This window comes from Mycobacterium sp. pW045, from assembly GCF_041287085.1.
Lineage (GTDB): Bacteria > Actinomycetota > Actinomycetes > Mycobacteriales > Mycobacteriaceae > Mycobacterium > Mycobacterium algericum_A.
In genome coordinates this window covers 1-13,897 of the sequence record NZ_JBGGKU010000016.1, presented here as the reverse complement: position 1 = coordinate 13,897, position 13,897 = coordinate 1, and the positions used below count along the sequence as shown (strand labels likewise).

The window sequence follows — 13,897 nt, the reverse complement described above, 5'->3', positions numbered from 1 at the left end:
TGCGGACATGTGCGTTCCGTTCATGCGACCAGGTTCGCGTCATCTGATGGCCCGGAGGGTTGCTACAGCCTTGAGCAGATGCCGAAGGGCAAGAAACCGAACTGGCAGGGCCGGGACTGCGACTGCGCCGGGTACCGGGCCGCTTGGCCAAACCGCGACGGACCCGGCGACTGTGTTGTCTGCGGCATCAGGTTCACCTGGCAGGGTCGCCCGCGCGACTACTGCCCCAAGTGTGAACGCTCCTGCCCGTACTGCGGGGCGTACGCGCGCGGCAGCACCCACTGCCGCGACTGTGGGAAGCACCGCGGCCTATCCGTCGAGGAGTTTGCAGCCGAGGCGCCGCCGCTATCGCACCAGCAGCGCGCCGCCATAGCGCAACTGTTCAGCACTGGCACCCAGCAATACGTCCCCGCACCAGCCCGCTGTGTCGAATGCGCCCAACCGGCCCCGCATCCCCGGCCCGGCCTATGCAACGAATGCTTCACCAACCTGCACGGTTTTGCTCGGTCGGAGTAGCGCACGCCCTTCCTTCGCTGGGTAGATGACGGGTTTCGTGCTCGGCTCCAGATTTCTCCCGAACGTCTCGTTGATGGCATCAGAGCTGATCTGTCAGCAGCTCCCGCAGTTCGTCGGGGGTCAGCCAGGGTGTACTCCGGTGGATCATGCGGTGGCAGTTTGCGCACAGCAGTATCAAGTCGCCGAGCTTGGTCTTCGTCTCGCCGGAGGCGTGCAGCGGCACCACGTGGTGGACCTCGGTGTACTCACGGCCCCGTTCACCGTAGGTGGCCTCGAAGTCGAACCCGCAGATCTCGCAGTGCACCCTAGGGTGCGCCGTGAGGAAGGCGGCGATCTTCTTGGCGCGCAGCTTCTTGTCGCGCTCCCGAACGAAGTGGTGCCGCTGTAGCAGTCGTCCCTCTTTAGCGTGGTCATCTTCCTCGTCGACGGGCACGGTCAGCTGCTCCGTGAGGGTGTCGTCGGCGATGGCGCGTCGTAGTATCTCGGCGATCTCGTGCATGCCAGCGGGGTCTTCGAGGAACTCCAGGAGCACTTCCTTGTCGACCGCGCCGCCTTTCGTGCCTGCACCGGTGTAGTCGGGGTGGTGGGTCGCGATGTCCACCGTCTTGCGGGCCACCCCGTTGGGGTTGCGGAACGTATCGCTGCGCAGCTCCATCGGATGGAACGGCAACTGCTGCAGCAGGGCCGACAGTTCGACGACGCGCGGGTCTTCGGCAGTCAGGTACTGCCAGCCGTTCTGTGCGACCAGATCGCAGGCCAGGATGACCTCGTCGCGAACCCACGGCGGGGACCGCTTGGGAGGCACATGAAAGCCCAGCAGTCGCAGTCGACGAACGACCGTGGCCTTCCCGCCAGTGAAGGTGTCGGCGAGCAGCGGGGTGCGGCCGGGCAGGTAACCGTGCGCAGCACCTGCGATCGCCTTCGAGTCGTAGGATTTGCCGTCGCGCACCACGAAGTAGTCCTTGGCCGAGCCGTACCCGTACTTGGCCCGAAACGCATCACCGCCGAGCTGGTCGTACTCATCGAGTGCCGCGTTAACAGCGTCTGCAGTCAGGTCCATGAGCCCCATGCCGCAGACGATAATGTTTCGCGCCGACAGGCATCCTGGTTCTGCAGGTCGGGCACTCGCTCCCTGCTGGTGGTGAGCCTTGGCTACGGCCGCTTGCCTCAGTCCCTTTGAAGATGCCGGTATGCCTCGATCAGTTCGCGGACTTCGGCCAGCTGCGTGTCCCGCAGCGTAAGAACGCCCTGGCTGCGGTTGTGAGACGCCGCCTCACCCATCTGCACACACCGAGCGACCACCTTGTTGGCTGGAACTTGCAGCCGGGGCTCAAACAGCTCGATTCGAAACCGTGCGGCGCTGGCCTTGATCGTCAGCGCGGTGAAGTCATTGAACACTGGCTCCACCTCGGCGGCGATCCGTCCTGTGTGCAGCGCGGATTTGCCGGTCGCATGCTGGTAGTCCAACGCTGCGTCGTGGAGCAGGACCGCCGTCCGCATCGCTTCCTCGGCGACACCTAACAGCTCTCCAATCGCCGCCACTAGCTGCTCCCGCCGGTGCCTCTCTCGTTCGCGGGCATCCGCGCGGCGGTTGGCCCAGATCACTCCGCCGAGAGCCACCAGAGCAGCTGTGCACGTGGCAGCCACCCCAATGATCGGCTGCCACGCCGTGAGGTCCGCTATCGTCACGGCTCCACCTTCCTGTCGATCGCCGTATCGATGAGCTGCTGCAGTGTTCCGGGCTCCCCGCCGAAAATGGGGGTCATGCCGTCACCTTCAGTCCCTGGTAGATCAACGGCACCAACTCGCCGAGTAGTTTCTGGGACAGCTCGGGGTTGTTGAGGATCTGGGCGGACAGGTCTTCTGAGGAGGCCATGGCCCCGATCACTGCGCCGACAAACTCGTTCTGCAGGTCGGGGCTGGCCGAGAACTGCGCCAAGGTGTTGTTCTGCGCCTGCTGCTGCAGCGTCTCGCTCTCCTCCAGCCGATCCCGGATATGGGTGACCACATTGCGAACACTCGAGTCCGGGTGGTCACCGGAGAACAGGTCGTTGATCTGGGCGATCACCTCATCCAGAGCCACCATCTCGGGATCACGAACAACACCGGTGCCCGCCTCCTTGGGAGGTTCCAGCGGCACATCACCGGTGAGCTTTGCCGAAGTGGTGGCCTGCTGATGCTGGGCGATGTAGTCGAAATCCACCCCGGACAGGTCAATCTCGTGGTGCAGCTGCTCACTGCTGATCACCGGGGCCAGATGGCGCAGATAGATCGACAACTTCTCCAGCGAGACGTCCTCGTAGTTGATGATCTGCGACAGGAAGTCGTACTGCCGCAAGAAGGTGCCGACGTCCTTGCGGAACAGCTCCAGCTCATCGAGGCCGTGCTGGTCGTTGTGGTCGCGGGCGGTGCGTTCCCGATCCCGAAACCGATCCCGCGCCGGGCCAACCCACTTGTTCAGCGCCTCGTGTCCCTTGCCCTTGAGGTAGTCACCGACCAGGCCCTCGATCTCCGACTCTTGGTAGATCCCCGCCGAGTCCAGCTTGTTCATCGTCTGGTGCACGATGTTCGGGTCGGTGACATCGGCCAGCGTGGTGGCCTCGTAGTAGGGCTCGAACGCCTCGACGATGTCCTCGGCGGTGTTGGCGAAGTCCAGCACGAACGTCTGGTCCTTGCCCGGCGCGGTTCGATTCAGCCGTGACAGGGTCTGCACGGCTGCGACCCCGGACAGGCGCTTGTCGACATACATGGCCACCAGCAAGGGTTGGTCGAACCCGGTCTGGAATTTGTTGGCCACCAACATCACGTTGTACTCATCGGTGGCAAACGCATCCCGCAAGTCACGGCCTTTAAGCCCCGGGTTCATCAGTGTCGAAGTCTCGCTGACTTTCTCAATCCCGGACTCAGGGTCGGAGACTTCACCGGAGAACGCCACCAGCGCCTGGACATCGGTGTAGCCCTGTTCGGTCACGTACTTGTCGATGGCGATCTTGTAGCGCACCGCCGCTTTACGTGATGAGGTCACCACCATCGCCTTCGCTCTACCGTCGAGTCGAGGTTGGACGTTGGCGCGGAAGTGCTCGACGATGATCGCGACCTTCTGGGCGATGTTGGTCGGGTGTAGGCGCACCCAGTTCATCAGCGACTTGATCGCCGCGCTCTTGTCGACCAACTCCCCATCCGTGCTGTCGGTGACGGCGATGGTTCCGGCGTTGGCGGTGTCTTCGCTTTCGTAGGTCTGGCCGTTGTGGGTCAGCCGAAACGCCGTCTTGTACGGGGTGTAGTTGCGCAGCACGTCGAGGATGAACCCCTCATCGATGGCCTGCTGCATCGAGTACAGGTGAAACGGGTGCGGTGTGCCGTCGATGCCCTTGTGCCCGAACAGCTCTAGGGTCTTGGCTTTCGGGGTGGCGGTGAACGCGAAGAACGACAGGTTCTTCGACTCGGCCCGGGCGGCCATCTCCGCCGCCAGCACGTCCTGGGCATCCACGGTGCCGCCGTCTTCGAGTTCATCGAGCTCGGTGGCACTCAGCGCCGCTTTCAGCCGTTTGGAGGCTTCCCCGGCCTGCGAGGAGTGGGCTTCGTCGGCGATGATCGCGAAGCTCTTGCCCGCCAAGTCGGCCTGTTCCTGGATCAGCTTCAGGGCGTAGGGGAAGGTCTGGATGGTGACGATGATGATCTTCGTCCCGCCCCTCAGCGCGTCGGCCAGCTCCTGGGACTTCGCGCCCCCCAGACCGGCGATGTGGGCGACCACCCCTGGGGTGCGGTCGATCTGGCGGATCGCTTCCTGCAACTGGGTATCGAGCACGGTGCGGTCGGTGATCACGATGACCGAGTCGAACACCGCCGAGTTCGCTTCGTCGTGCAGCACCGACAGGCGGTGCGCCAGCCAGGAAATTGAGTTTGTCTTCCCGCTACCGGCAGAGTGCTGGATCAGGTAGCGATGTCCCGGCCCTTGCTCGTGGGCGGCCTGCACGAGCCGGGTGACGGCCTCCCACTGATGGAAGCGCGGGAACAGCATGGTCTGCTTGCGGACCTTCTTGTTGGTCACCGGGTCGATGGTCTCGTCGATCTGCAGGTGCATGAACCGGCCCAAGATGTCCAGCCAGGTGTCGCGTTCCAGGATCTGCTGCCACCAATAGGCGGTACGAGATCCGTGCGGGTTCGGCGGGTTACCGGCGTGGCCGTGATCGCCCCGGTTGAACGGCAAGAACACGGTGTCCTTGCCCCCCAGCTTGGTCGTCATCTGCACCTCGCTGTTGGAGACCGCGAAGTGCACCAACGCCCGAGACCCGAACGCCAACAGGGGCTCACCCTTGGGGGGCCGGTGATTTTTGTACTGGAGGACAGCGTCGGTGATGTTCTGCACGCTCAGGTCGGTCTTCAACTCGGCGGTGGCCACCGGGATGCCGTTGACGAAGAACACCAGATCGATGCTGTTGTGGTTCTGCGTCGAGTAGTGCACCTGGCGCATCACCCGCAGGCGAACCGCCGCGTACTTCTTGGCGGTGGTCTCGTTAAGGGTGGTGTTGGGTCGGAACTGACACATCTGGAACTGGGCGTTGAGGTCCTTAAAGCCCCGCCGCAACACCGACAGCGTGCCGCCGTTGGCCTTCGGGTCAGCCCCCAACGCCTTCACCAGGGTCGCCAACACACCCGCCCGCGCCTTCGCCAGCGCCTCACCGGTCAGATCCGGCTTGACCCGCTTGGCCAACTGATCCGGCTGGGTGTCGGCTAGCCACCCGAACACATCCTCGGGGAACAGCGCCAGCCCCCGGTCGTACCCGTCGTCGGTAGGCGAGTACAGCCAACCGTGGGCGGCCAGGTGCTCGCAGATCTCGGCCTCGAATACCGACTCGTGATGCTGGGTCATTCGCCATGCCCCTCGCTGCTGCCCAGTGCGAGTTGCTCGAGGGCGTTGATGGACTGGCCCCGCTCGTTTTGCCAGCTGGTCCGTCCGTTGTTGCTGCCGCCGACGAGGACACACCCCGCAGCAGAAGGACTGGAGAACAGGTGATCTCGAAGGAAAACCAACTCCTCACCCTCGAACTTGATCACCCCTTCCGCCTCTAGGCTGTCGCGCTGCCGGGACAGACTCGGCAGGGCTGACGGACGCAATGTCGCTCGCCCCTTCGCCCCGGCGAGCACCAACAAGCCCTCCGGAGTCTGATACCCACTCGCATCGCACCCGGCTTCCCGGAAGAACAACAACTCCGGTTCAGCCCCGGCAACCCCATCGGCCGGTGATGCTGCCGTAGCGCCTGGCCGGACTGCCTCCAGGACTGGGGAACCCAGGGTGGCCATCAGCACCGCAATCGTGTCGATGAACTCCTGACAGTCGGCCTCCAGCGGTTCCGGCGTGTACGGATTCGATGCCTGATTGCCGTTCACCAGCACATAGCGCCCCGCCGCCGTCGCACGGCCGATTGACAGCCACTCCAGGTATGCCACGTGCGTCGAGGTCCACTCGTTGGTCAACGACACCGCGACCAGGGCGCGGGTCCAGAAGTCCTTCGAGGCGGCGTGCTGCTGCAGACGCACGCCGACGTTCCCGGACTGCCCGATGTAGCACTGCGGGGTCTCATCATCACTCGACCCGAACAGGTAATACACACCAACCTGTCCCGCCTCGGGACGCTGCAGGAACTGCGCCAGAAGAGAGCGAGGCACCTCAAAGACCCGTACCGTCCGCGTCGTCAAGTTCGCCACCCGTAACCCCGCAGGATCACCAGACGGCAAGTAGATCTGGATTGTCTGCGCCCGCGCCATATCTACGCCGCCCCCCGCACATCAATCTTCCCCGTCACCGCATCGGTGATCAGCGCAGACCGATATTCCCGCAGGGTGTTGATCATCTCGTTGGCCTTCGCGATCAAGGCGTCGATTCGCCCGCACCGCTCGTCGAGGAAGTTCACGATCTCGCGCTGCTCGCCGCGTGGTGGAAGGGAGAAGTAGAAGCGGCCCAGAGTCGTGCTGTTTGTCGACGCCAAGTTGGTCGTCTTCTTGGCGGTCATGAAGAAGTAGTTGCGGGCTACGGCGGTATCCAGCAGGTAGACCAGGAAACTGCCGTCAAGGTCGTCGGTGCAGCGCACGGCGAACACATGGTTTTGATGGATGCACGGTGCAATCTCCCCGGTCCACAGACATCCCCGTCCGAGCTTGTCGATGTCGCCACCCTCGGTCATCAGAACGTCGCCAGCCCGGAGGAGATAGTTACCGACTTCCGCCTGTCGCACCTCGACGGCCTTGACCTCGTCGAGGTTGACGGCTCCAGCCTGGACATTTGCCACCCGTAGGTAAGGAAGGCTGACGGCTTCGGAGGGATCTACGGACTTGCCCAGGGTAATTCCGGTCTGGACGGATGCAACATGCTTAAGCGGTACCCGACGTTTCCAGTGCAAAGGTGACGCGGGCAGTGTCGTATCACCAGATGGTGCCATCTCGACGTCGGGGTCGAGGCCTTTGGTGACGGCGTGGGTGATGGTGGCGGTGCGGTCCTCGCGCAGGGTGGCGATGAGCTGCTCCTGCTTGGCGACCAACACATCAATCTTCGCTGTCTCACGGTCGAGGAAGGAAACGATGGCCTGCTGTTCAACTTCGGATGGAAAGGGAACCATGAGTTCTCGCGCATCTGCCCACCGAAAATCGGTTGAGCGTTCCCGAATTCCCTTCGCTATCGATGTGAGGTATCCGGATCTGGCGACATGCCGGAGAATGTGAGCGTAGTAGTGCGGGTCGATCCCGGCTTCCGGTTGACAGACCGAGACGACTGGTGAGCATTTCCCAGATGAGTCAGAAACGCCGATGGCACCCGCGAAGCCATCCATCGCGTGAATAGCTAAGTCGCCCGGCTCGATTCCCTGGTAGCCGATGTACTTGTCCGCTTCAGTGAACCCGTCTGTCCGCCGATTGGACCGGGCTGTGACCACCCCGTCCCTGAACGCGGTGACGGTTTCTGCGTCTGCAGAGTACGACCGTTGTATCCGCTTGAAGGCGTACTTCAGCCGATCAATCTGCCAGCCATTGGGCACGTTACCCAGCCAGCTGACCTCCGAATCGCGACAGACGCGATGCGTCGGCCAGGTCATGCTCCGACCTCGGCGAGCATCACCTGGATCTCCTCGACGAGGACTCGAAGGTCTTTCTGGATCTCTTCGAGGGGCCGGGGTGGGGTGTAGCGGTAAAAGTGGCGGGTGAACGGGATTTCGTAGCCGACCTTGGTCTTGTCGGGGTCGATCCAGGCGTCGGGGACGTGGGGTAGGACCTCACGAGCGAAGTACTCCTCAATGTCCTCGGTCAGCGGCACGTTCTCGGTGTCGCGCAGGGCGCTGTCGGGCTCGGGGTTGCCCTTGGCGTCGGTGACAATGCTGGCGGTCTCGTCGTGCTCGCGGACAGTCGACCAGATCGACTTGACCAGGGCCGCTGGGGGTTTGGTCAGCCCAGCTTTGTGGAGGGCGTCCTTCAGTTCTCGGACGAACTCGTCGCGGTCCTTCCACTCCCACCCGATCAGGCCGGTCAGGGCGTTGCGGATGGCGGACTGCTCACCGGTCTTGAGCCTCGCGATGTTCTTCTGGGCCAGGACCTCTTCGACGTTGTCGGCAGTCGGGGTGAACCGCAGCTGCAGGGGCCGTTCCACGGTGATGGTGGAGTAGCCGAACTCCTCGCCCTTGAACACCTTCGAGTGGGGTGGGCGCTCATCGGTGCCGTGTTCGTTGCGGAACCCCTCGTAGAGGTGACAGATCCGCTCGATGTCCTTGGGCCGCAGCTCCTTGCGCTTGGAACCGAGGGACTTGCGCATCTTGCCGTACATCTCCACGGCGTTGATGAGCTGGACTTTGCCCCGCCGCTTGGTGGGCTTGTTGTTGTCCAGGACCCAGATGTAGGTGGCGATGCCAGTGTTATAGAACATGTCGGTCGGCAGCGCGATAATCGCGTCGAGTAGATCGTTTTCGATGATCCACTGCCGAATGTTGGACTCACCCGACCCCGCGCCCCCGGTGAATAGCGGTGAGCCGTTGAGCACGATCGCCAGGCGACTACCGCCCTCGCCGCCCTTGACGGGCTGCATCTTGGAGATCAGGTGCAACAGAAACAGCATCGACCCGTCCGACACCCGGGGCAGGCCGGGGCCGAAGCGCCCGGCGAAGCCGCGTTGCTCGTTTTCGTCGGTGACCTTCTTCTGCTGGGTGTTCCAGGAAACCCCGAACGGCGGGTTGGACAGTAGGAAGTCGAAGTGTCGGGTGCGGAAGCCGTCGTCGGTGAGGGTGTCGCCGAGGTAGATGTTGCCGACGTCTTGGCCTTTGACGATCATGTCGGACTTACACAGCGCGTACGAGCGTGGGTTGACGTCCTGGCCGTAGAGCACCGGGCGGGCCTTGGGGTTCATGGCGACCAGGTGGTCGTAGGCGACCGAGAGCATGCCGCCGGTTCCGGCTGCGGGGTCGTAGATGGTGCGCACCGTGCCCGGCTTAGTCAGGGCGTCGTCCTCGGTCAGGAACAAGAGGTCGACCATGAGGGCGATGACTTCGCGGGGGGTGAAGTGATCACCGGCCTGGGTGGCGTTGGAGTCGGCGAACTTTCGGATCAGCTCTTCAAAGACGTAGCCCATGTCGTGCTGGGTGACGACATCGGGGTGCAGGTCGACGGCGGCGAACTCCTTGACGATCAGGTAGAGCCGGTCGGTCTTGGCCAGGTTGGCGATCTCGTCGAGCATGCCGAAGCCCTCGAAGACGTCGCGTACGTTGGGCGAGAAGTGCTCGATGTAGTCGATGAGGTTGTCGGCCACCCCCTCGGGGTCGCTGATCAGCGAGGCGAAGCTCCACCGGGAGGTGTTGTAGAACGGCAGCTTGAACTTCGCCTTCAGCAGCACATCGGGGTCAACCTTGGTCGAGCGGATCTTCTTGTACTCGGCGAGGACCTGATCCTTGGTGGGTTCCAGGATGCAGTCCAGACGGCGCAGGATCGTGAACGGCAAGATCACGTCGCCGTACTGGTTGGGCTGGTACGGCCCCCGTAGTAAGTCGGCGATCTTCCAGATCAAGTTGGCGTGGTTCTTGGCCGACTCGGCGGTCTGCACCATGTCTTCGATCCGCTCCCTACAGTCGAGTTCCAGTCAGAGCGAAGCTACCCCGAACGCCTGGGGCGATGTCGTATGTTCTAGCCAGCGCCCCCTGCTGTGGCCCTCCTTTCCGGAGCATCCACGTTGCGGCGGCCTCGGTTTGTCGGTCTGCTCGGGAATACTGATGGCCATGACCCAGGACAGCTGGACCGATCGCGACTTGCCGGTGCTGAAGGCTGTCGTCGATATCTACGAAAAGACCGGACAGCACCTGATCCCGGCAACGGCGATCGAGGCAGCGACTGGACTAGATGCCGGTGCCATCCAACGTGCACTGCGACGACTCAACACCGAGCCGTCGTTTTTCGAGAAAGTGACTGCGGCGTTCGGCGGCACGATCATTACGGTCGGGCCGCCGACCAGGCATGCGCTTCAAGTCGCCGGTGCTTGGCCATCGGCGGAACGACTCCTCGAACGGCTCATCACCGCACTGGACACGGCCGGTGACGACGATGGCCATGGCGTCGAAGAGAGGGGCAAGTTCAAGCAGCTCGCGGGCAGCCTCGGGTCGTTCGCTTCCCAGGTGGCGATCGGTGCGCTGGGTTCTGCAGGCGGCAACCTGCTCAGCGGACAGGCCTAACGTCGAGCGCCGTACCCCCACGCAATCGCCCGCGCCAGCGCCTCGGTCCACGCCTCGGTGACTTCCCGCCGCTGCTCGGCAGTGCGGTTGCGCCACAAGGAACCCGGATGGTGCGTGCACCACACGATCGGCACGCCTCGGCGTGGCCGCCGGGCGGGCAGGCCCTCATCCTTCCACCACAACGTCCGGGCTCTTGGGTAGATGACCTCGGCCGAATCGCGGGCGTCGTTGCCCAGCGCGATTACGAGCCGGGGCTGCACCAGCTCCAACTCACGCCGCAGAAACGGTCGGCAGTTCTCGATCTCGTAGGTGCGCGACGGACGGTTCTTGGGTGGGTGGCAGTGCACGGCATTGGTGATGAACAGATCGGACTTGTCGACATCGGCCCGATCTATGGCGGCCTGCAGCACGTCCCCGGACTTCTCGAAAAATGGTTCCTGGACGGCCATGCACTGCTCGCAGAGGCTTTGGCCGACAAGCACCACCGGGGAGGTCAGGCTGCCGTAGCCCGGGGCGGACTCGGTTACTCCGGGGATGTTCAGCTTTGGGCATTTGCGGCACGCCTTGATGTCCGCGTCAAGCTGCTTTTTGATCCGTTTGGCCTGCTGCGAGGTCAGGGCGCGGGTGGTCATACCGACGCCCCTTGAGACGCTAGCAACCGATACATCGTCGGGCGGCTGACGCCGAGGGTCTTGGCGATCTCGGGCACCGGCTCACCGGCGGCCCGCATCCGCTCGGCCAACGCGATCTGGTCGGGGGACAGCGCCCTGGGCCGCCCGATCGGCAGGTTCCGGGCCTTGCGGGCCGCCTTGGCCGCGTCCCGACGCTCGCGGCCCAGCTCCAGCTCCAGCTCGGCCAGGCTCGCCATGATGCCCAGGACAGCCCTGCCGGTAGGGGTGGAGCTGTCCACTCCCTCGCGAAGTGATCGGATGACGACCTCGCGATCTAGGAGGTCCTTGATGGTCAGCATGACCTCGGCGGCGCTACGCCCCAGCCGGTCGATGCCGACGACCACGATGGCGTCCCCCGGGCGGGCGTAGTCCAGCAGCCCGGCCAGCCCGGGCCGCTGCTCCTTGGTGGACGTGCCGGTCAGCTTGTCGGTGTAGATCCGGTCTCCGTCGACTCCGGCGGCGGTGAGGGCGTCGGACTGGGCGTCCAGGGACTGGTGGCCGGTCGATACCCGGGCGTAGCCCAACAGCTGGCCGGTGACCGGGGCGGCGGTGATCATAGGCACTCACCCGCATGGTGCGTCCAGCATTTGGTGCATAGCTCGGGCAGCTTGCCTGCTGATCGGCAGTTTCCTGCTCCAAGGTGAACGTTGCCCAGCGGAGTGAGCTTGACGTTCGGATCGATGGCTTGAAGCTCGTGCAGCCGGGTCATCACAAGCTGGTGCAGCTCAGGTGAGTGGTCGTAGTTGAGGACCTCGCGGTACAGATACGACTGGTTCTCGGCATCGGAGGGTGCCGGGTGAAGCTGGTCGGCGAGTGTAAGCGTAAGCGTGCGCCGGACCATGCCGATGCTTTCAGCCGAGCACGGAATGCCGTCGCGATCGGCCTCGGCGGACATTTCCTCGTTGCTGAGGCCGCGACGCATCCCCTCGAGCACCAGCGAGAAGCGTGTGCGCCCAACATTGGCCAGCAGAATCGCCTCGATCTCTGCCATCAGCGGCGGCAGTGTTGTCATGCGTTCATACTATCTCAAAACGCTGACATTCGTCGTTTAGATACGAGATGACTTTCGAGATTGCTAGCCTCGAACAACGCTGCGGTAGACGGCATCACCGGACGGTCTCTCGAAACTAAAGAATCGAGACTCGATGGAACCCAAGGTGGTGGTAACGGCCCGGCCTCCCCATCGAGGGTGGGAGGGTCACTTACGCAGAACAACAGTACTTGCGCGAGCAATTTAAGCGGCCGGCTACGGGGCGCCAGCTCCTCCGGGGCCGCCAATTCCGCCATACCCTTGAGACTGAGAAGTCCCCGGTGTACCCGGGCTACCGGGCCCGGTCCCGGACGAACCGCCGTTGCCGCCGTTGCCGCCCCTGCCACCGGCGCCGTAGGAATTGTTACCGCTCGGAATGCTCCCACCGTTGGCACCCCTACCGCCGTCACCAGCGTGTCCACTGATGGTAGAACCGCCGTCGCCGCCAGAACCTCCACTACCGGCCATGCTGTTAATGGTGCTGCCAGCGGTCATCCCATATACGGTGCCTGCTTGTCCGCCGACTGCACCATCGGCGGCGATTCCGGTGTCGCTGGAGCCGCCATCTCCGCCACGACCACCGTTACCGCTCTGGAATCCGCCGTTGCCTCCGTTACCAGCGGCGCCAGCCGCACCTCCATTGCTGTTTACGCCGTTGCCGCCGTCGCCGCCGTCGCCGCCGTTGCCGCCGTTGACGGTACCGCCAGCTGTGCCGCTGGCACCGTGAGCGCCAGCGCCGCCAGTCCCTGCGGTCCCGCTGATTGTTGATCCACCATGCCCGCCACTGCCTCCATCGCCACCTCGGGCAAAGTCATTGGGGCTGTAAGGGGGTTCTAAAAAGGAGCTCGTCCACCCAGATGCGGTGCCTGCTTTGCCACCGCCTGCACCATTGGCGGCGATTCCGGTGTCGCTGGAGCCGCCATCTCCGCCGCGACCACCGTTGCCACCCACGCGAATGCCGGTACCACCGTTGCCAGCGGCGCCAGCGGCACCGCCATTACCATTCACACTGGCGCCGCCATCGCCCCCGTTACCGCCGTTGCCGCCGATTGTCCCATAGCTGGCGAAGTTAGCGCCGGTAGCACCGTTGGCTCCGTTACCGCCATTACCACCAGCGCCACCGTCGCCGCTGATGCTGGCACCACCGATGCCGCCATTACCGCCGTTACCGCCGTGTCCGCCACGGTAGCCGTCGTAGTCGACGTAGCCAGCGGATTCGCCAGCCGTTCCACCGGAACCACCGGAACCACCGGAACCAGTGTTGCTGGCACCACCATTACCTCCGGTGCCGCCGGAGCCGCCAACCCCCGTACCCGAACCACCCGAACCACCCGAACCGCCTCGGCCGCCGTTCCCGGTGTCGCTGGACCCACCCGTACCGCCGTTGCCGCCGTTGCCGCCGAAGCCTAGGTAACCGGTGGCTTTGCCGCCAGAACCTCCGTCACCGCCAGCTCCGCCATCGGCACCATTTGCGCCTTCATATCCCGCGCCTCCGTTGCCACCGGTGCCAGCAGTGGATACCACGATGCCGTCAGCGAAATCGTAGCCACCAGCGGCGTCGCCGCCTACGCCGCCATTGCCTGCGACGCCACCGAGTATGGCGTCTGCGCCGTTGCCGCCGGTACCCCCTGTACCGCCAGTGGCGCTTGCTACACCACCAGAGCCGCCATTTCCGCCAATACCAGCCGTGCCAAGATGCCCCATTCCGGTCGACGCGCCAGCCGCTCCAGCCTGGCCGCCGTTGCCACCCTTTCCGCCATCGATGTGTTGAGTTCCGCTGATGAACCCGGCCCCGCCGTTGCCGCCGAGACCGCCGTTGCCTCCGTTGCCGCTGTTGCCTCCGTTGCCGCCGATACCACCGACTCCACCGTGTCCGCCAATACCGGCGTCGGAATTAGCGGTTGCGTCATACCCGGCACCGCCTTGGCCACCGGCACCACCATTGCCACCATCACCTTGGGCAGCACGGGTAACACCATCGG

13 protein-coding genes are annotated in these 13,897 nt (G+C 64.0%); 2 read left to right on the top strand and 11 right to left on the bottom strand.

What is annotated here, in order from left to right; all coding sequences use genetic code 11:
• Window positions 1-595: 595 nt before the first annotated feature.
• The 6 genes from ACAG20_RS20160 to ACAG20_RS20135 all read right to left on the bottom strand — a co-directional run bounded on the left by ACAG20_RS20160 (window position 596) and on the right by ACAG20_RS20135 (window position 9,595).
• Window positions 596-1,585, bottom strand: coding sequence for an HNH endonuclease (locus ACAG20_RS20160; RefSeq protein ID WP_370493860.1), 990 nt, complete (start codon window positions 1,583-1,585; stop codon window positions 596-598).
• Window positions 1,586-1,683: 98 nt separating this feature from the next.
• Entirely contained in the window at window positions 1,684-2,205 is a 522-nt protein-coding gene (locus ACAG20_RS20155) for a hypothetical protein (RefSeq protein ID WP_370493859.1), read from the bottom strand.
• 73 nt (window positions 2,206-2,278) lie between these two features.
• On the bottom strand, window positions 2,279-5,389 hold the full coding sequence (locus ACAG20_RS20150) for a type I restriction endonuclease subunit R (RefSeq protein WP_370493858.1): 3,111 nt from the start codon (window positions 5,387-5,389) through the stop codon (window positions 2,279-2,281).
• Window positions 5,386-6,225, bottom strand: a complete 840-nt coding sequence (locus tag ACAG20_RS20145; RefSeq protein ID WP_370493857.1) for a GIY-YIG nuclease family protein — start codon at window positions 6,223-6,225, stop codon at window positions 5,386-5,388. Before ACAG20_RS20145 ends, ACAG20_RS20150 begins: the two co-directional genes overlap by 4 nt.
• Window positions 6,226-6,287: 62 nt before the next feature.
• Window positions 6,288-7,604 carry a restriction endonuclease subunit S gene (locus ACAG20_RS20140; RefSeq protein WP_370493856.1) on the bottom strand — a complete coding sequence of 439 codons (1,317 nt, stop codon included), beginning with the start codon at window positions 7,602-7,604 and terminating at the stop codon, window positions 6,288-6,290.
• A complete protein-coding gene (locus ACAG20_RS20135) occupies window positions 7,601-9,595 on the bottom strand; it encodes an N-6 DNA methylase (RefSeq protein WP_370493855.1) in 1,995 nt (664 codons plus the stop codon). Before ACAG20_RS20135 ends, ACAG20_RS20140 begins: the two co-directional genes overlap by 4 nt.
• Window positions 9,596-9,764: 169 nt before the next feature.
• Here ACAG20_RS20135 and ACAG20_RS20130 point away from each other — a divergent pair, with 169 nt between their 5' ends.
• A complete protein-coding gene (locus ACAG20_RS20130) occupies window positions 9,765-10,214 on the top strand; it encodes a hypothetical protein (protein ID WP_370493854.1) in 450 nt (149 codons plus the stop codon).
• Here the strand turns inward: ACAG20_RS20130 and ACAG20_RS20125 are convergent.
• The 4 genes from ACAG20_RS20125 to ACAG20_RS20110 all read right to left on the bottom strand — a co-directional run bounded on the left by ACAG20_RS20125 (window position 10,211) and on the right by ACAG20_RS20110 (window position 12,730).
• Window positions 10,211-10,846, bottom strand: a complete 636-nt coding sequence (locus ACAG20_RS20125; RefSeq protein WP_370493853.1) for a uracil-DNA glycosylase family protein — start codon at window positions 10,844-10,846, stop codon at window positions 10,211-10,213. The two genes, ACAG20_RS20130 and ACAG20_RS20125, sit on opposite strands and share 4 nt — an antisense overlap.
• The gene (locus ACAG20_RS20120; RefSeq protein ID WP_370493899.1) at window positions 10,843-11,442 is read right to left on the bottom strand and encodes a recombinase family protein; all 600 of its coding nucleotides are present in this window, start codon (window positions 11,440-11,442) and stop codon (window positions 10,843-10,845) included. Before ACAG20_RS20120 ends, ACAG20_RS20125 begins: the two co-directional genes overlap by 4 nt.
• The gene (locus ACAG20_RS20115; RefSeq protein WP_370493852.1) at window positions 11,439-11,897 is read right to left on the bottom strand and encodes a hypothetical protein; all 459 of its coding nucleotides are present in this window, start codon (window positions 11,895-11,897) and stop codon (window positions 11,439-11,441) included. The genes ACAG20_RS20120 and ACAG20_RS20115 overlap by 4 nt, the downstream gene beginning before the upstream one ends.
• Window positions 11,898-12,562: 665 nt before the next feature.
• Window positions 12,563-12,730 (bottom strand): hypothetical protein, encoded by a 168-nt coding sequence (locus tag ACAG20_RS20110; protein ID WP_370493851.1) that lies wholly within the window; start codon window positions 12,728-12,730, stop codon window positions 12,563-12,565.
• 358 nt (window positions 12,731-13,088) lie between these two features.
• Here ACAG20_RS20110 and ACAG20_RS20105 point away from each other — a divergent pair, with 358 nt between their 5' ends.
• Window positions 13,089-13,325, top strand: coding sequence for a hypothetical protein (locus tag ACAG20_RS20105; protein ID WP_370493850.1), 237 nt, complete (start codon window positions 13,089-13,091; stop codon window positions 13,323-13,325).
• 239 nt (window positions 13,326-13,564) lie between these two features.
• Here the strand turns inward: ACAG20_RS20105 and ACAG20_RS20100 are convergent.
• The coding region (locus tag ACAG20_RS20100; protein WP_370493849.1) for a hypothetical protein at window positions 13,565-13,897 on the bottom strand (333 nt) is incomplete at its 5' end.

Excerpts from the sequence above, each read along its gene's own strand:
- ACAG20_RS20130 (WP_370493854.1), top strand. The coding sequence starts at position 9,765 with ATGACCCAGGACAGCTGGACCGATCGCGACTTGCCGGTGCTGAAGGCT.
- ACAG20_RS20135 (WP_370493855.1), bottom strand. The coding sequence starts at position 9,595 with ATGGTGCAGACCGCCGAGTCGGCCAAGAACCACGCCAACTTGATCTGG.
- ACAG20_RS20150 (WP_370493858.1), bottom strand. The coding sequence starts at position 5,389 with ATGACCCAGCATCACGAGTCGGTATTCGAGGCCGAGATCTGCGAGCAC.
- ACAG20_RS20160 (WP_370493860.1), bottom strand. The coding sequence starts at position 1,585 with ATGGGGCTCATGGACCTGACTGCAGACGCTGTTAACGCGGCACTCGAT.
- ACAG20_RS20125 (WP_370493853.1), bottom strand. The coding sequence starts at position 10,846 with ATGACCACCCGCGCCCTGACCTCGCAGCAGGCCAAACGGATCAAAAAG.
- ACAG20_RS20140 (WP_370493856.1), bottom strand. The coding sequence starts at position 7,604 with ATGACCTGGCCGACGCATCGCGTCTGTCGCGATTCGGAGGTCAGCTGG.
- ACAG20_RS20120 (WP_370493899.1), bottom strand. The coding sequence starts at position 11,442 with ATGATCACCGCCGCCCCGGTCACCGGCCAGCTGTTGGGCTACGCCCGG.
- ACAG20_RS20115 (WP_370493852.1), bottom strand. The coding sequence starts at position 11,897 with ATGACAACACTGCCGCCGCTGATGGCAGAGATCGAGGCGATTCTGCTG.
- ACAG20_RS20110 (WP_370493851.1), bottom strand. The coding sequence starts at position 12,730 with ATGACTTTGCCCGAGGTGGCGATGGAGGCAGTGGCGGGCATGGTGGAT.